Raw genomic sequence first — 16849 nt, forward strand, 5'->3', positions numbered from 1 at the left:
TCGCTCCCCTTTCGTTCCGGCCGCTGTTCGCGGGTCTCCTGAGATCACCTGCGACGGATTCCTGCTCCCGTCGTCATCCGCGATAGACGGACCCCCGCTTTCCGCGGTTCCGCTTTTCCGAGAAATTTTTTCGAGCCGACGCCCACCTGCGTGAATCCCGACTACCCGTTCTCCGCGCGGACGCACGCGCGCGCGACAGACGCAGCGGATCGGCGGACGGTTCCCGTGAATCCATCGAAATCCGTGTCCGGCTGCGGACACCTTTCCGCGGAACCCGGCCCGCCCTTCCGGGGGTCCGATGTGTCCGCGAAACCGGATCCGGAAGAACGGCTGCGCGAATTCGGCGGCCGACCACTCCGGACAAGGAAAACGAAGAACGCGCACCGTTTTTCGCACACCCGTGAGAAGTGCGGCAGAAAGGCGACCGTGAACGACGTCAACCAGAGTTCCCGGCGGATCGCGCTCGCCGCGGCCGCGGTGATCGTCATCGTGCTCGGCGCCGGCTTCGCCGTGACCCGGCTGACCTCCGGCGGGGCGGAACCCGCGGCCCCCGGCGGCGCGGACGGGGGCGCCGCCGGCCAGGGAGGCGGCGCAGGCGGGTTCGACGTGACCGCGCTGCTGCCCGATTCCGAGGGCGAACTGCAGGAGGCCGCCGGGGTCGCGCGCGAGTTCGCCACCGCCTACTTCGGCGGCGGCGCCGACCGGACCGCGCGGCTGGAGGAGCTGGCCGTGCCGGGCTATGCCGATGCGCTGGCGCAGGAGGGTGCGGCTCCGCCGGTCCAGGGCGAGCCGGTCCCGCCGGTCGCCACCGGCGGGACCGAGGCCGAGGTGCGGGCGGAGGTCACCGGCATCCGCGACCTGGCGAAAGGCAGCGTCACCTACGTGGTCCGCGCCGACGTCGCCGTTCCGGGCGGCGCCGAGCACCGCTTCGAGTACGCGGCCACGCTCGCCGAGGAGGGCGGCGACTGGCGGGTGAGCGGCTTCTACGACGCGGCGCTGGGCGATTCCGGGGCGCGCTGATGGGCGCGACCGATCGGCGGGCGCACACGGGGCGGGGCCGGCAACGCGCGGCGGGGCTCGGACGGGCTCTGCGCGCCGGGCTCGCCGGACGGCGCCGGGTGCGGCTGAGCGACATCGGCCGCAGCACGCTGTCCTACAGCCTGGGCGCGAGCCTGTTCATGGGCTCGGCCCTGGTCGTCGTCAGCGGCCCGGAGATCTTCGACTACCTGGGGTTCGGGGGCGGTGCGGGCGGCGGCTGCTCGACGTCGCTGGGCGGCTACACCGGCGAGGCCTCCGACGACTCCATCCCGGAGAACTTCCTAAAGCACGCGCGCGAGGCGGGCGACAAGTTCAACGTCCCCTGGGAGTACGTGGCCGGCCTGTCCTGGCGCGAGACCAACCACGGGCGCATCCCCGACAACGCCACCTACCCCGGACTCGGCCGGTTGCCGACGGGCATCGTCTACGGCACGGCCAATCCCGCCGGCGCGGCCGGTCCCCTCCAGTTCGGCATCAAGCACCCCGACACCGGCAAGACCGGAGGGCCGCTGGGCGACGCCCAGAACACCTGGGGCGGCGAGGCCGACCAGCCCGCGTCCGAGCGCACCGCTCCGCCGGGCAGCAACGGCCAGTGGTTCGGCATCGACGGCAACGGCGACGGACGGGTCAACGTCTGGGACCCCGCCGACGCCGTGCACTCGGCCGCGGGCTTCCTCCGCCACTTCATGGACCGCGGCCACAGCATCGAGTGGGCCGTCGGCCGCTACCACGGCTCCGGGGCGGGCGGCGCCTACCAGCAGGCGGTCAGCGCGAAGGCGGCGCAGTACCGCGGCGGCGACTTCACCGTCGCACCGCCCAACGGCACCCAGACCGACTGCTCCGACGGCGCCCTGAACGGCACGGCGATCGAGAAGGTGCTGCAGTACGCCCGCAACCAGCGCGGCAAGCCCTACATCTGGGGCGGGATCGGGCCAACCGGCTACGACTGCTCGGGCCTGCTCTGGCAGGCCTACAAGGCCGCAGGGCTGCCGCAGCGCTACGTCGACCACCGCTGGACGACGAACACCATGTACACGATGTCCGCCGCCAAGGAGGTGACCTGGGACTCGGTCCGCCCCGGCGACATGATCCTGACCGGCCGCAACAGCGCCGGCATGCCGACCCACGTGTCCATGGTCACCGCACTGCGCGACGGGCGGCCGATGGTGATCGAGGCCTACAGCTCCAGCGTCGCCCGTTCGGCCCAGATCCACGAGCACGAGTACGACTCCGGCGTGTGGAGCCAACCGGAGTTCCGCAGGATCATCCGCGTCAGCCACCTGTTCCCCGCCGACGACTCCGCCGAGGAGGACCCCGTTGACCAGGCGTGAACGCGATCCCCGGCCGCCGCGGCACCCCGCCGCCCAACGATCCCGGGAGGCAGCGTGAGAACCCCCTTCCTCAGTCGCGATCGGCTGGCGGTGGCCATGATCGTGGCCCTGCTCGCCCTGGTGGCGGCCTTCGCGGCCACCAGGATCGGCGGCGAGCCGCAGGCGGGCGCGCCGCGGCCCCAGGAGTCGGGCGGTGCCGCGGCGCCGATGAGCGCGCTGATGCCCGTATCCGATCGGGAGTTCCGGCGGGCGGTGGAGGCGGCCGCCGAGCACGGTCGCCTGATGGGCACCTTCGACCCCGCCGGAGGCGGGGAGGCCTACTTCGACCGGCTGCGTACCACGGCCGACACCGCCTACGCCGGCAATCTGGACGTCGAGGGCGCGGCGGCGTTCAGCGTGCACCGCCGGCTGGCCGAGCACGGCCGGCCGACCGAGGGCAGGGCCCGGGCCCGGGTCGCGCCGATGGTCAGCGCCGAGGCGGTCACCGTCGAGCTCGCGCTCACCGCCGAAGCGGCGGGAGGAGGCGGGGGCGGCGAGGTGCTGGAGCTGGGCACCTACCACGTCTCGCTGCGCCGCGACGGCGGCGACTGGCTCGTCATGGGGGTCAGCGACACCGCGGACATCGACGCGATGCGCGGCGAAGGGCTGATCTGAGGTGGCCGCGCAACGGCGTGCCCGCACCCGGCGGCGGCCGCGCGGATCGGACGCCGGCCGGGCCTCGCTGGGGGCCGGCCTCACCCTCGGATTCGCCGCGGTGTTCGCGACCGCGGTCGGCGTCCAGGCGGTCGACAGCTACGGGGCGGGCGCCGGCGGCGGTTCCTACGGCGACCGCGCCGAGCAGGTCGGCTACAGGGCGGGGGACATCGAGCCCGGCGGCGCCCTGGTCGACTGCGGCGCGGCGGGCCGGGTCACCGAGCTGACCTGCCGCGGCTACAAGGCCACGCTCGCGGCCTTCCCCGTGTTCGACAAGCCGGGCTGGCGGGGCTGCTACCGGGCCGGGCCACCCGACCACGGCACCGGCATGGCCTGCGACTTCATGACCAACGTCGCCGGCAGCAGCGGCACCGCCCGGCAGAACGCGGTCGGGTTCGAGCTGTCGCGCTGGCTGATGCGCAACCACCAGCGGATGGGCGTGAAGTACGTGATCTGGCACCAGCGGATCTGGGAGCCGACGGACGGCGACCCGGTCTGCGTGGACGAGACCGACGCCGACTCCTTCGCGCAGAGCTGCTGGCACCTGATGGAGGACCGCGGCAGCAACACTCAGAACCACTACGACCACGTGCACGTTTCCTTCCGCTACTGACGGCGCCGCCAAGCCCCTCCGGCACACCGGAGGTCCCCCTGCACGACGAGACACGAAGGAAAGGAGGACCCATGCCCATTCCATTCCTCGCCGCCGCCGGAATAGCCATCGGCGGGGCGATCGCGGGCGCGGTCACCGACAAGGCGGTCGACTGGGCCGCCGAGGAGATGACCGATGACGACGAGGAGCAGCAGGAGCAGTCCGCCGATTCGGGCGGCGAGAACTCGATCATGGACGCTCTGGGCAGCTGGGGGCCCCTCGGGGCCGTCGCCGGGCTGCTCGTGGCCGCGATCCAGGCACTGGCCGACGCCGACGACCAGAGCCGGGGGGACGTCCGCTACGCCGGGCGGGACATGAGCCTGAACGGGCCGGCGAACACCCCGGAGAGAAAGCCCGACGTCCACTACGTCGGCAACGAGCTCGGCCACGGCGCGATGATCCCGGACGGCTTCAGCCCCGTGACGGCCGCCTACTCCGGCGACGACAAGGGGCTGGCGCTGCAGGAAGCCCAAGTCCAGACCCTCTGACCGGCGACCGCGTGGTCGAAAGGAGACGTTCCCGCGGCGATCGGCGCAGCCGGCCGCGGCCAGACAAGTCCACGAGGAAGGCCATGAGGAGATCCGCATGGTGACACCCGCGCAGTCAGCGCCCAACATTCTCGACGAGTTGAACCAGCCTTACCGGAACCCGCGCTACGACCGCGAGTACGACAACGCCTTCCCGGCGGTGAGCAACACCGACGGGTCCATCGTGCAGGCCGACACGGTGAACTCCGATTTCTCCGGGAACATCGTCCAGGTCAAGAAGGGCGGCAACAAGGACAAGGGAAACGACGACAGCAACGGCAACAACGACGACCGCAGGAACAACGGCAACACCTACCGGTTCGACAACGACCTCGAATACCAGGACGGCCGGGGCCAAGGCCAGGGCCAGGGTGCCGCCGGCGGCGGGTTGGAGCTGACCTGGGGCAACCCCCTGGGTCTCGTGGGCCAGCTGATGGAGATGTCCTCCGGCCCGGGCGGCGGACCGGAAACGCCCACGGACTCGCCGAGCGGCCACCGCACCGTGCGCGTGGGCAGGAGGCGCTGATCCGCCCATAGCAGCGATCGCCGGCCCCGGCCCGGGGCACACCGCCCGCCAGGCGGACCGCGTCCCGGGCCGGGGCCTTCGCGCGGGTACCGGTGGGCACGGCGGCGACGCCGCTGCGGACCCCTCCTGCGGCCGCCGCCGGGGCCGCGGCCCGCGAGCAGCGGCGGGCGCGGCGGGCGCCGAAGCCGCGAGCAGACTCAGACGTCGCTCGCCCGCTGCGTGCAGACGTTCTCGGACGGCGCCACCTCGTCCACGCTGAGGACCGCCATGACGGTGAAGCAGTAGTCGAACGAGGGGTTGAGTCCGGTGATCGTGATCCGCGTGGACAGCCGCTCCCCTTCGGCGAGCGTGGAGGGCGCGGTGCCCACCGGTCCACCGACCACGTGGTATGAGGCGCGGCCCGAGGTGTTGTCGGTCCAGGCCAGGCTGACGGTGTCGCCCTCGTCCGCGACGATCCGCACGCCCGTGGGCGCCAGCGCCGGGTTCTCCGACGCATGCGGAGGAAGGGACGGCGGTACCGGCGACGACTCGCGGTCCCGGGGCTGCGCGGTGGGATCCGGCGCGGCCTGACCGCCGGGCGTACCCGAGCTCATCCACCACGCCACTCCCAGTGCGGTCCCGCCCACGATGGCGACGGCGATGCCTGCGGCGAGCACGGCCGTGACGAGCACCCGGGCGAAGGCGAAGCGGTCGCCGCCGGAGGACTCTCCGTTCGGCGGAGCCTCGGGATGGCGGGGGCCGCCGCCGTCTCCCCCGTGGTCCGGACCGCCGTCCGGCGCCGCGGGCATCGCGGTTTCGGCGCCGTGATGCCGCGCGGGGGCCTCGGGCAAGCCGCCGGCGGCGCCCGAAGCGGCGGGCCCGGTGCCGCCGGATCGGTCCCCGCCTTCGGCCCCGAACCCGGCGACGGGGGGATCCTGCGCAGTCCCGTTCGCTCCCGCGCCCGGTGGGTCCGCGGTGGCCCCGCCGGGCTCGCGGACCGGAGCTGTCGCGTCGGCGGGTCCGAAGCCCCCGGCCGCGACGCGACCGGAACCGGTGGAGTCCGCGCCGAACCCGTCGCCGGCACCGCCCGATCCGCCGGACGGCGACTCGCCGGCCCCTTCGCCGTCGGCGGCACCGGAGACATCCGCCGCGCCACCGCCTCGCGCGTCCGGCTCCGGGACCGCATCCGCGGCGGCCTCGGCCTCACCGCCGAGAGGACCGCCCCAAGGCGGCTCGCCCGGCCGGACTCCGCCTTCCGCAGCGGCGCCCTCGCGGACCTCGGACTGCGGCGGCGCCTGTCCGGCGTTCGCGGCCGGGCCCTCTTCGGCACCCGCGGCGGCGGGGCCCGCCACGCCCTCCTCCGACGACGGCGCTCCCCCCGCGGCCACCGCCGGTTCCTCGGCTCCGGCGGTGCCGGACCCGCCCGGCGCCGTCCACGCCGCTCCGGCATCGCCCGCGGACGCTCCGCTCGGCCGGTTCCACCAGGCGTCCGCGAAGGGGTCGGCCGAGGTGTTCCCGTCGTCGGCCGCGGCGGCCGAACGGTCCGCGAAGGCGGTCGGTTCGGCGCTCCGGCCGGTCCTCTGCGGCTCGGCGTCGGCGACCGGGGCGTGCGCGGGTTCGGCCGGGAACGCTTCCTCATCCCGCGCCCGCACGTCCGGATCACTTGGGAGGACCCGGGCGTCCTGCCGGGGCGCAGCACCGCCCGCCGGTTCCACAGCCCCGGGTTCTCCGGCGGTATCGGCGGGAGCTTCCGGCTCCGGCCGCCCGGCCGCCGAACCGGGCGCCGCGCCGCCCTCGGGAGCCTCGGGCCCAACGCCGCCGTCCACCGCGCGGACAGGCCAGGGGTCCCCGGCGCCGACCTCCTCCGCCGCACCGTCTTCGAGGTCCCGGCCCGCAAGACCTCGATCGGGCCGCGCCTCGTGCGCATCCGGTACGGGAGCCGCCGTGTCCGATTCCTCGGCCCACCCGGCTCCGGAGTCCGAGGCGCCCACGTGCCCCCCGGACTCGCCCGACCCGGCCGCCTGATCCGGCTCCGCGGCGACGGCCGCGGCGTCCGCGGCACCGTTCTCGGCGCCGGCGTCCGGCGCGGGCGCTCCGCTGCTCTCGGGCCGCGTCCGAGGCTCGCGGGCGGAGGCCGCATCCGGCTCCGGCCCCGCCTCGTCCCGATGGGCCACACCCGCAGCCTCCTCCGGTGCGGTGCGCGGTGCGACCGCCGGCTCGGCGTGTGCGGGCTCGCGGGCTCCCCGCTCATGGTCCGCAGCGCCGCCCCCGCCGCCGTCCGCATCCCCCGCATCCCCCGCGGGCCCGGCAGGCGCGTCGGCCGCGGCATCCCCGCCCGGCTCCCCGGAGCCGCCCGGCGCCGCGCGCCCGACCGCGGCCTCGAGCGCGCGGGCGAACGCGCGGGCGTCGGCCGGTCGCTGCGCCGGATCCTCGGCCAGCGCGGTTTCCAGCAGATCGACGAGCGCAGGCGGCGTCCCGGCGGGCGCGGGGCCCGGAGGAACGGCCCCCCGCAGGCGTTCGCGGGAGGCGTCCGCTCCGGAGTCCGGACCGTCCTCGTCGCCGCCGGAGCCGTGCGGCGGGCGGCCCGTCAGCAGGGTCCACAGCGCCGCCGCCAGGAGGTAGACGTCCGAGCGGGGCGACTGGCGGCCGCCGGCGAAGGCCTCGGGCGCCGTTTCCGCCGCCGGGCGCGCGTCGGGCACCAGCGGCGGGAACGGCGCCCCCTCCGGCTGCCCGGCGGCCCTGCCGGAAGCGAGTTCGGCGCCGGCCCCCCGCAGCAGCAGCCGGTGGAGACCGATGTCGCCGTGGACCATGCCCGCCTCGTGCAGCGGCTCCAGCTCGGCGGCGATCTCCAGGCCCACGGCGGCGACGCGCTCCGGGGCGAGCGGCCCCTCCCGCTCGACCAGGGCCGCGTAGGAGTCCGGCGGCTCCTCGCGCCACAGCGCGTACGGGGACTCGGCGCCGCTGCCGTCCTCGTGCAGCACACGCACCAGGACGGCCTCGCCGGTCCGCTCGGACCGCGCATGGTAGAGCCGCCAGCGCTCGGTCTCGCGCAGGAGACCGGTGATGCGGTAGCCCGGCACCTCCGGCGCGGACTCGTCGGCCGCCATCGTCTGCCCCTCCTTCTCTACCACTCGCGCCAGAACAGCGGTCGCGGATCCAGCCACCAACTCCAGCGCCGCGTCCTCGGCTGCCCCGCGCGCAGGTCCCGCACGTATTCGCGCACCTCGGCGGCGGCCCGTCCGGCCCGCTCCTTGGACACGCTCCGCGTCGGGCCGAAGGCGAGGTCGTTGACGCAGCGGTGCAGCGAGCGCAGCCGGCGCATGCCGCCCTGTTTCGGGTCCGCGCCCGCGGCCGCCCGGATCACCGTGGTGACCGTGCTGCCGGAGACGCCGCCGGTGCCCGCCAGCCGCAGGTTCTCGCGCAGCTCTCGCCACGCGCCCAGGACCGTCTCGACGGGCGGGCGCCCGGCCGCCAGGCGCCGGCGCGAGCGGAGTGTCCGCAGGAGGAGGACGAGCAGGACCGCGCCCGCCGCGCCCGCCGCCGCCGCTCCGGGCGCGAGCCACACGCGGGCCGGGTCGCCGCCTTGCCGGGCGGCCGCATCGGCCGCGGGAGCCCAGTCCGCACCGTCCGGTCGGCCGACCGAGTGCAGACCGCTGTCCTGGGCCCCGACGGCGGCCGGCTCTTCGGGATCCCCGCCCTCTTCGCGGCCGCCCGGCGTGACGTCGAAGGGCACCCACCCGACTCCGGAGAAGTAGACCTCGCCCCAGGCGATGGCGTCGCCGGTGGTCACGGTGGCGGTGCCGTCCTCGCCGCGCCCGCCGGGCCCGAAGCCGACGACGACGCGGCTGGGCAGTCCGGCCGCGCGGGCCAGGACGGCGAAAGCGCTGGCGAACTGCTCGGAGGTGCCGCCTCCGCCCTGCCTGCCGGGTTCGACCAGCAGGCGCCGCAGGTCGGCGAGCCCGTGACCGCTGGGCGCCCGGGGATCGAAGGTGTAGCCGGTGCGGAGATAGCGCGCCAGCCGCACGGCGTGGTCGTAGGGTTCTCCGTCGGCGGAGGCCTGCGCCGCTATGCCGATGATCTCCTCCGGCACGTCCTCGGGCAGGCGGCGGTACTGGTCGAACGCCGCCGACCGGGGCACGTCGCGCCCGGTCAGCGTGCCGGCGCGCCACTGGGCGACGTCGCCGCTGACCGTGTAGGCGAGCCCTTCGGCGCCGTCGCGCGCGAGCACCGCGGTCCCCGACGCGGCGTCGAACGCCGCTCCCGGCGCGTCCAGCGACCGGGGCGCGCCGACGACGGGCAGCCAGGGGCCCGGCAGGCCGGTGAGGGTGATGCCGACCTCCTGGCGGGTGGCGTGCGGCGGGGCCGGGTCGGGGGCGGGCAGCACGCGGCCGGTGGTGCGGTAGCGGCTCTCGGGCAGCCAGGTGGTGCCGGTGAAGTCGGCCAGGGCCACCCAGCGCAGCACGTTGGCGCGGTTGCTCTCGACCTCCAGCAGCGGGGTGTCGGGGTGCGCCGCCCAGACGGACAGGTAGCCCAGCGGGTTGGGCGCGGCCTCGGGCACCGCATGCGGGCGCAGCCCGGCGCGCGGGTCGAGCGGCCGCGCCTGCCAGGTCGCGAACACGGCGGGCGCGGCGGTTGCGGCGATGGCGCACACCGCGACGCACGCGCCCGCGCGCAGCGCCCAGCGGCCGGCGCCTCCGCCCCGGCCGGTGCGCGCCGGCGCCGCTTCGGCGGAGAACCCGGGTGCGGCGACGGTGCCGGGGACCGCGGCCGCCGAGGAGACCGCGAGCAGCAGCCCCGCCGAAGCGGCGAGCAGGGCGGCGGCCCACAGCGCGGCGGAGGCCGAGGCGCTCAGCGCGGTGCCGCCGGTCAGCAGCAGCACCCCGGGCAGCAGCGCGGTCAGCGGCCGGCCGGTGGACCAGGCGACGGCGGCGACGGCCCCGCCCAGCCAGGTCGCCAGGGCGGGCAGCAGCAGCGTGTCCACCATGACCGGCAGCGGCGGCACGCTGCCGAGGATGCGCGCGCCGGCGTTGGGCAGCGCGGCCAGGACGTCGGCGAGCGGGTCCCCCCGGGTGCCCGGCGCCGCCAGCGCCAGCAGGAGGGTTCCCGCCAGGGCCGCGGCGGCGCCGGTGAGCAGCGCGGCGGAGTGCGAGAGCCGCCGGAGCAGCAGCAGGGTCAGCACGACCGCCGCCGGCGCCCAGGGCACCAGGGCCAGGGCGGCTCCCAGCGGCGAGGCGTAGCCGGGCGCGGCGGCGACGGCTCCGGCCGCGCAGGCCGCGGCCGCGGCTCCCGCGCCCGCCCGCAACAGGGCGCGCGAGCGTCCCCGGTCCCCGGCCCAGACCAGGTCGGCGGAACGGCGCAGCGTCAGCGTGTCCATGGCGCCTCGTTCCACGCCGCGCGGAACTCCGCCGCCGACCGCGCCACCACCGGGGCCACGCCGGCGACCGGTTCGGGGGCGGGCGCCGGGCCGACCTGGGCGGCTACGCGGCGGTGCGCCGTCTCGCCGGCGGCCGCGAACGGGCGCAGGTCGGCCGCCGACAGCCGCGACCCGATCAGCACGGCGGCGCCGCCGACCGGTCCGTCGCCCAGGGCGCGCACCCGTGCGGGCAGGTCCGCGCCCGGCACGGGGACGGCCGCCGCGAGGAGGTCGAGCATGGCGGACAGGCCGAGCCTGCCGTGGGCCGCGGCACCGCTGGCGAGCGTGAGGGTGCAGGAGACCCGATGGTGCAGCGCGGTGGCCGCGACGCAGGCGGCGGCCTCGGCGGCGGCGTCCAGGCCTTCGGCGTCCTGGGTCTCCGCGCGGTCGTCGAGCAGCACCACCAGGCGGGTCTGGGAGGTGTCGGAGTACTGGCGCACCAGCAGCCGGCCGGCGCGCGCCGTGCGGCGCCAGTGCACGTGGCGGATGTCGTCGCCGGGGGTGTAGTCGCGCAGGCCGCGGAACGTCTGCGTGCCGCTGCGGCCGTTGTCCAGGCCGCCCTCGGGTGCGGTCTCGGCGCCGGCGGGCAGCGCCCGCAGCCGCTCCCAGCGCGGGTGCACGCACAGCCGGCGGGTGCCGCCCGCGCTCGCACCGGCCGAGGCCAGACCGAGCGGGTCGGTGCCGCTTACCTGCAGCGGCCCGAGTTCGATCACGCCGCGGCGGGCCGGGGTGAGGCGGTAGCCGGCGCGCAGGGCGGAACCTCCGCGGGCCGGTGCGGCGGCGCCGAGGTCGAGCCGGCCGGAGCCGGAGTCCTGGCCGATCCGCTCGGTGAGCAGCACCGGTCCGCGCATCCGGTCGGCCTCGACGACCACGGACACCTCGACGTCGTCGCCGGGTGCGGCGCGCTCGACGGGCACCGCCCGGTGCGCCCGGACGCCGGCGGGCCGGCGCCACAGGGCCACCAGCGCCGCCCAGGCGACGGCGGCCGCGGCCAGCGCGCCCAGCAGCACCAGGGCACGGTACTGCAGCAGTGCGCCCGCGGCCACCAGCACCAGCGCGGCCGCGGCGACGGTCCATCCCCGCTGAGTGGGCATCAGCCGCCCACCACAGCATCGGGCTGGGGAGCGGCGACCTGCCGCAGCACCTCGGCGAGCAATTCCGCCGGGTCGGCGCCGCCGACCTGCGCTTCGGGGGTGAGCACGAGGCGGTGCGCCCACACCGGCGCGGCCAGGCGCTCGACGTCCTCGGGGATGACGTAGGCGCGCCCGAGCGCGAGCGCGAGATGGCGGGCGGCGTGGGCCAGGGCGGCGGTGGCGCGGGGCGACAGGCCCAGGCGCAGCCGCGGGTGGCGGCGCGTGGCTTCGGCGACGGCGCGGATGTAGGCGTAGACGGCGTCTGCGACGTGCACCCGCTCGCCCGCCGCGCGCAGCCGCTCCAGCCCGGCGGCGTCGGCGGCGGGCCGCAGGGTGTCCGGGTCGGGCAGGCCGGTGCGCCGCATGATCGCGATTTCGGCCTCCTCGTCCGGGTAGCCCAGCGACAGCCGCATCAGGAACCTGTCGAGCTGCGCCTCGGGCAGGGGGTAGGTGCCGTCGAACTCCACCGGGTTCTGCGTGGCCACGATCAGGAACGGGTCGGGGGCGACGTAGCGGACCCCGTCGACGGTGACGAGGCGCTCCTCCATGACCTCCAGCAGCGCCGCCTGGGTCTTGGGCGCTGCGCGGTTGATCTCGTCGGCGACGACGACGTTGGCGAAGACCGGTCCGGGCTGGAAGTCGAAGTGGCCGCTGGACTGGTTGAACACGTTGACACCGGTGAGGTCGGCCGGCAGCAGGTCGGGGGTGAACTGCACGCGGCGGTGCTCACCGCCGACGGACGCGGCGAGCGCCCTCGCCAGCCGGGTCTTGCCCACACCGGGGACGTCCTCCAGCAGCAGGTGCCCCTGGCACAGCAGTGCCACGACGGCCATGCGCACGGTGTCGGCGCCGCCGAGGACCGCCGATCCGGCGGTGTTGGCCAGCGCGGTGATCGCGGCGGCGTGCTCGGATGCCTCGGCCGAGGAGAGCGTGCCGCGGCCTGCGGTGTCGTCGGTGCTCGTGGTGGTGGTCACTGGCTCGTCCCTCGGTCGTTCGTCCGGTCTGCTCCGACCGGTGTCAGCTGGCTCGGCAGGCGGATCTGCCCTGGTCGTCGGGTGTGCTCGGCAGGCTGGTGTTGCCTTGGGAGTCGACGGCGCGCACCGCGAAGGCGTTGCAGCCGCCGGCGTCGCCGTAGACGGTGCTGAGGTAGGGCTCGCCGCCGACGGTCACCGGTTCCCCCGCGGGCACGCTCCGCTCCTCCAGCCCGGGTGCGGACGGTTCGACGACGTACTCGGCGGCGCCCTCCACGGGGCTCCAGTAGACGTTGACGCCGCCCTGCTCGGTGACCGCGGACCAGACGTCCTCGGGCCCGTCCAGGAACGGCAGGGCGACGGGTGCGGCCTCCGACGGCGCCCCGCGTACGCCGTCCTCGCCGCGGGCGGCGACGGAGAAGGTGTAGGTCTGCCCCGCGGCCAGCCCGGTGAGCTCGATATCGGTGCCGTCGGTGGAGCGCACGACCACGCCGCCGGCCGCCGACTCGGCGGAGACGACGTAGTCGCGGGCGTCGGGGACCGCGTCCCAGTCGAGTTCGGCGGTGTGCGCGCCGGTGGCTTCGGCGGAGACCCCCTCGGGGGCGGGCGGCGCGTCGCCGACGGCGACCTCGGGCGAGGCGGCGGCCGCGCTGTAGCCGTAGGCGTTGACGGCCTGGACCTCGAACCGGTAGGGGCCCTCGTCCTCCAGTCCGGGCAGCAGCACGCTGGTCCGGTCTCCGGGCACGGTGGTGCTGCCGTCCTCCCAGCTGACGACGTACTCGGTGACGGGCGCGGCGGAGTAGGACGGCTGCCAGGAGACCGTCACGCCGTCCTCGTCCACCGATGCCGACACGGGGACCGGCGCGCCGGGCGGCGTGCCCGCGGAGGTCTGGCCGCTGTCCTGGTAGGCGCCGCCGAGCGGGTCGGTTCCGGCGCCGCCGGGATCGGCCGGGGCGGCGGGGGGCGCCGACGGCTCGGGCAGCGCCGGACCGGTGCCGGGCTCGGGCTCGGTGCCGGGGTCGACGTCGGGGGGCGGCGGCGCCGGTCCGCCCTGGCCCTGGCCCTGCCCCTGCTGCGGCGGGCCGGTGCCCGGGTCCCCGGCTCCGGCGCCGCCGTCGCCGTCGCCGGGTGCGGGCGAGGCGGCGGGGCCGCCCGGTCCGGGCGGCGCGCCGGTGTCGACCTCGGAGGGCGCGCCCGAGGGGCCGATGACCAGGGCGGTACCGGACTCGGGTGCGTTGACGAACAGGAAGCCTTCGCGCACCTCCAGGCCGAGCGGGCCGGCGGCGTCCTCCAGCTTGATCGACTCGGCTTCAGTGCCGTCGGACTCGAACACCCGCACCCGGCCGCCGTCTCCGGGCAGGTACACGCGTCCCTCGTAGGGCACGGCGACGCCGGAGCCGACGTCGCCGGCGTCGAGCACGCTCGGCGTGCCGCCGTCGTGCGGGCCGGGCAGGGCCAGCACGCGGCCGGCGCCGGGCAGGGTGACGGCGACCAGGTCGCCCGGTGTGCGCGGCGGCAGTGCGGCGTCGGCGAGGTCGACCGGGGACTCGGTTTCGGCGGTCTCGCCGTGGCGTACCTCGACGATGGTGTCGTCGGAGCGGTTGGCGATCAGGGGGCCCTGGTCGCGCACCGTCATGGCGAACTCGTCGCCCGGGTCGGCGACCTCGGCGGTCTCGACGGAGCGCGCGCTGCCCTCGCCGACCCGGATCCCGGTGACAGTGCCCTGGCTGGGCGAGCCGACCCACAGGGTGCCGTTCGCGTCGAACCTGCCGCCCGCCAGGGGGGCGGGCAGTTTCAGCGCCTCGCCGGTGGCGGTGAGCGTCGCCGGGTCCACCGCGCGGACCTCGCCGGCCTCGCGGTCGACGATGACGCCGCGGCCGCCGTCGAGCGCCACCGTGAGATCTGCTTGTGGGCTCAGGTCGGCGCGGCCGGAGAACGCGAGCGTGGCCAGGTCGATGGAGGTCATGCGGCCGGTGTCGAGGTCGTGCAGGATGAGGTGGTCGTCGGTCTGGGTGATGCGCACGTCGTGCCCGGCGGACTCGGGCACCCTGGTGACGAGGTCGACCCGCCCGTCGTGCGGGTTGGTGCGGGCCACCTGGCCTTCGGGGCTGTTCCACAGCCATACGTTGCCGTCGGCGAGCCGTACCGCCTGGCCGAGGGCTCCGGCGCCCAGCAGGGTGCACCCGAGAGCGGCCGCCAGCGCCAGCGCCGTCCCGGCGAACGCGGACCGCCGCGCCAGTGCCCATGCCGCGATGATGCGCCTGCGCACGGTCTCACATTCCCCTTCCCGGTTCGCGCCCCCGCAGTGGTCGCGGCCGCGCCGTCGGGCGGCGCGGTCGGCGGGAAATTCGACCCGATAGTACGGAGAATCCGGCCGCCGCGCACCCGGAGCGGGAGGCCCGGAGCCCGCCGCGGGGTCCGCCGATCCGCCCGCTGTGCCGCGGACGACCGCCCCTACGACGGCCGATCGCGGGGTACGGTTCCGCTCTCCGGGGCAGCGGGCCCGGGTGAGGGGTGGAGGAGGTGGCCGGTACCGGCCGCCCCCGCTGCGGGCCGCGCGCACGGGTGCCGCCGGGCACGCTAGGCGGCCGGGTCTGGGGGGAATGCTGGTGTTGGAAGGCCGCGACGCCGAAGAACCATGGAAGGAGGATCGCCCGAGTGCCACTTCGCATCGAGGACTATGCGTTGATCGGCGACACCCAGACCGCGGCGCTGATCGGCAACAACGGGAGCGTCGACTGGCTGTGCCTGCCGCGCTTCGACTCCGGTTCCTGCTTCGCCGAACTGCTGGGCGAGCCCTCCAACGGCTACTGGAGCATCGCCCCGACCGGCGATCACCGGCTGCTGGGGCGCCGCTACCGCCCCGACAGCCTGGTGCTGGAGACCGAGTTCGGCACCGACGACGGAGCCGTGCGCATCACCGACTGCATGCCGGTCCGCGACGAGCACCCCGACCTCGTCCGCCGCGTCGAAGGGCTGCGGGGCCGGGTCAGGATGCGCTCGGAGGCGCTCGTGCGGCCCGACTACGGCGACATCGTCCCCTGGACCCGCAAGTACGGGCGCCGCCTGCACTACGTCGCCGGGCCCGACACCCTCTACCTGGACTCCGATGTGGAGTTCGACCTCGGCGACCACAGCTGCCCCCGGACGGAGTTCACCGTCGGCGAGGGCGAGCACGTCGACTTCCGCCTCGCGTGGGTCTCCTCGCGGGCGCCCGCGCCCGAGCGCGTCGACGTCGGCCGAGCCATCGAACGCACCGACGCCTGGTGGCGCGAGTGGGCCGAGCGCTGCCATTACCGGGGCCCCTACCGCGACCAGGTGGTGCGCTCGCTGATCACTCTCAAAGCACTCACCTTCTCCCCCAGCGGCGGCACGGTCGCTGCGCCCACCACCTCCCTGCCCGAGCACCTGGGCGGGGTGCGCAACTGGGACTACCGCTTCTGCTGGATCCGCGACGCCACGTTCACCCTGCTGGCGCTGATGAACTCCGGCTACGACGAAGAGGCCGCCGAGTGGCGCGAGTGGGTGCTGCGCGCGGTGGCCGGCGAGCCCGCGCAGATGCGGATCATGTACGGCATCGAAGGCGAGCGGCGCCTGCCCGAGATGGAGCTGGACTGGCTGGCGGGCTATGCCGGCTCGCGCCCGGTGCGCATCGGCAACCAGGCGTCGCGGCACTGGCAGCTGGACGTCTACGGCGAACTGATGGACGCGCTGCACCAGGCCCGCCTCACCGGTATCCCGCCCGACGAGTCCGCCTGGGAGCTGCAGCGCGCGCTCATGGAGTTCCTGGAGAAGCACTGGCGCGATCCCGACCACGGGATCTGGGAGGTGCGCGGGCCGCCGCGGCAGTTCACCCACTCCAAGATGATGGCCTGGACCGCCGCCGACCGCGCCGTCAAGGCGGTCGAGGAGTTCGGCCTGGAGGGCCCGGTCGACCGGTGGCGGCGGCTGCGCCAGGAGATCTCCGACGACGTGTGCGAGAAGGGCTTCGATTCCCGGCGCGGCGCGTTCACGCAGTACTACGGCTCCTCGTCGCTGGATGCGTCGCTGCTGCTGATGTCCACGGTGGGGTTCCTGCCGGCCGACGACGAGCGGATGACGGGAACGGTCAAGGCGATCCGCGCCGAACTGGAGCAGGACGGGTTCGTGCAGCGCTACTCCATGGGCAGTCAGAGCCGCGAGGTCGACGCGCTGCCGCCGGGCGAGGGCGCGTTCCTGCCGTGCTCGTTCTGGCTGGCCGACAATCTGATCATGCAGGGCCGCGTCGACGAGGGGCGCGAGCTGTTCGAGCGGATGCTGGACCTGTGCAACGACGTGGGACTGCTCTCCGAGGAGTACTCCCTGTCGACCGGACGGCTGCTCGGCAACTACCCGCAGGCGCTCTCCCACATCGCGCTGGTCAACACCGCCATCCACCTTCAGCACCCCGACGGGCCCATCGAGCAGCGCGCCGAGTCCCGGCCGGCCGACTCCGAGTGGGAGTGAGCCGGCCGCGGGCCGCCGGCGGCCCGCGGGTATGCCGTTGGGCATAGCCGGGCGGCGACGAACCGCCGATGCGCTCGCGGGGTGAGCGCGCCTAGCGTCGC

The 16849-nt window shown here is 75.8% G+C and carries 12 protein-coding genes; 7 read left to right on the forward strand and 5 right to left on the reverse strand.

Features of this window, described 5'->3' with window-relative positions:
• Nucleotides 1-426 precede the first annotated feature (426 nt).
• From FZ103_RS17425 to FZ103_RS17450, 6 genes are all read left to right on the forward strand, one after another.
• Entirely contained in the window at nucleotides 427-1020 is a 594-nt protein-coding gene (locus tag FZ103_RS17425; protein ID WP_156002552.1) for a hypothetical protein, read from the forward strand.
• Nucleotides 1020-2369: an NlpC/P60 family protein gene (locus FZ103_RS17430; protein WP_156002553.1), complete on the forward strand. Its 1350-nt coding sequence runs from the start codon at nucleotides 1020-1022 to the stop codon at nucleotides 2367-2369. Before FZ103_RS17425 ends, FZ103_RS17430 begins: the two co-directional genes overlap by 1 nt.
• Before the next feature lie 54 nt (nucleotides 2370-2423).
• The gene (locus tag FZ103_RS17435) at nucleotides 2424-3023 is read left to right on the forward strand and encodes a hypothetical protein (protein ID WP_156002554.1); all 600 of its coding nucleotides are present in this window, start codon (nucleotides 2424-2426) and stop codon (nucleotides 3021-3023) included.
• Between the two features lie 100 nt (nucleotides 3024-3123).
• On the forward strand, nucleotides 3124-3675 hold the full coding sequence (locus FZ103_RS17440; RefSeq protein WP_156002555.1) for a hypothetical protein: 552 nt from the start codon (nucleotides 3124-3126) through the stop codon (nucleotides 3673-3675).
• Between the two features lie 71 nt (nucleotides 3676-3746).
• Nucleotides 3747-4202 carry a hypothetical protein gene (locus tag FZ103_RS17445; protein WP_156002556.1) on the forward strand — a complete coding sequence of 152 codons (456 nt, stop codon included), beginning with the start codon at nucleotides 3747-3749 and terminating at the stop codon, nucleotides 4200-4202.
• Nucleotides 4203-4299: 97 nt separating this feature from the next.
• Entirely contained in the window at nucleotides 4300-4767 is a 468-nt protein-coding gene (locus tag FZ103_RS17450; RefSeq protein WP_156002557.1) for a hypothetical protein, read from the forward strand.
• A 197-nt stretch (nucleotides 4768-4964) separates the two neighbouring features.
• Here FZ103_RS17450 and FZ103_RS17455 read toward each other — a convergent pair whose 3' ends face one another.
• The 5 genes from FZ103_RS17455 to FZ103_RS17475 are packed head-to-tail and all read right to left on the reverse strand — an operon-like array spanning nucleotide 4965 to nucleotide 14532.
• Complete coding sequence (locus FZ103_RS17455) at nucleotides 4965-7853, reverse strand: hypothetical protein (RefSeq protein WP_156002558.1); 2889 nt, start codon at nucleotides 7851-7853, stop codon at nucleotides 4965-4967.
• A gap of 17 nt (nucleotides 7854-7870) precedes the next feature.
• Nucleotides 7871-10120 carry a transglutaminase-like domain-containing protein gene (locus tag FZ103_RS17460; RefSeq protein ID WP_156002559.1) on the reverse strand — a complete coding sequence of 750 codons (2250 nt, stop codon included), beginning with the start codon at nucleotides 10118-10120 and terminating at the stop codon, nucleotides 7871-7873.
• A complete protein-coding gene (locus tag FZ103_RS17465; RefSeq protein WP_156002560.1) occupies nucleotides 10108-11253 on the reverse strand; it encodes a DUF58 domain-containing protein in 1146 nt (381 codons plus the stop codon). Before FZ103_RS17465 ends, FZ103_RS17460 begins: the two co-directional genes overlap by 13 nt.
• Nucleotides 11253-12266, reverse strand: a complete 1014-nt coding sequence (locus FZ103_RS17470) for a MoxR family ATPase (RefSeq protein ID WP_343233579.1) — start codon at nucleotides 12264-12266, stop codon at nucleotides 11253-11255. Before FZ103_RS17470 ends, FZ103_RS17465 begins: the two co-directional genes overlap by 1 nt.
• Before the next feature lie 43 nt (nucleotides 12267-12309).
• Complete coding sequence (locus tag FZ103_RS17475) at nucleotides 12310-14532, reverse strand: fibronectin type III domain-containing protein (RefSeq protein WP_156002561.1); 2223 nt, start codon at nucleotides 14530-14532, stop codon at nucleotides 12310-12312.
• Nucleotides 14533-14921: 389 nt separating this feature from the next.
• Here FZ103_RS17475 and FZ103_RS17480 point away from each other — a divergent pair, with 389 nt between their 5' ends.
• Nucleotides 14922-16748 (forward strand): glycoside hydrolase family 15 protein, encoded by a 1827-nt coding sequence (locus FZ103_RS17480; protein ID WP_186356449.1) that lies wholly within the window; start codon nucleotides 14922-14924, stop codon nucleotides 16746-16748.
• The last annotated feature ends 101 nt before the right edge of the window (nucleotides 16749-16849 follow it).

Origin of the sequence: Streptomonospora sp. PA3, from assembly GCF_009728995.1 — a bacterium.
Lineage (GTDB): Bacteria > Actinomycetota > Actinomycetes > Streptosporangiales > Streptosporangiaceae > Streptomonospora.

What these genes read in the sequence shown, in the direction of transcription:
- FZ103_RS17430 (WP_156002553.1), top strand. Translation starts at nt 1,020, where the DNA reads ATGGGCGCGACCGATCGGCGGGCGCACACGGGGCGGGGCCGGCAACGC.
- FZ103_RS17445 (WP_156002556.1), top strand. Translation starts at nt 3,747, where the DNA reads ATGCCCATTCCATTCCTCGCCGCCGCCGGAATAGCCATCGGCGGGGCG.
- FZ103_RS17450 (WP_156002557.1), top strand. Translation starts at nt 4,300, where the DNA reads ATGGTGACACCCGCGCAGTCAGCGCCCAACATTCTCGACGAGTTGAAC.
- FZ103_RS17455 (WP_156002558.1), bottom strand. Translation starts at nt 7,853, where the DNA reads ATGGCGGCCGACGAGTCCGCGCCGGAGGTGCCGGGCTACCGCATCACC.
- FZ103_RS17460 (WP_156002559.1), bottom strand. Translation starts at nt 10,120, where the DNA reads ATGGACACGCTGACGCTGCGCCGTTCCGCCGACCTGGTCTGGGCCGGG.
- FZ103_RS17465 (WP_156002560.1), bottom strand. Translation starts at nt 11,253, where the DNA reads ATGCCCACTCAGCGGGGATGGACCGTCGCCGCGGCCGCGCTGGTGCTG.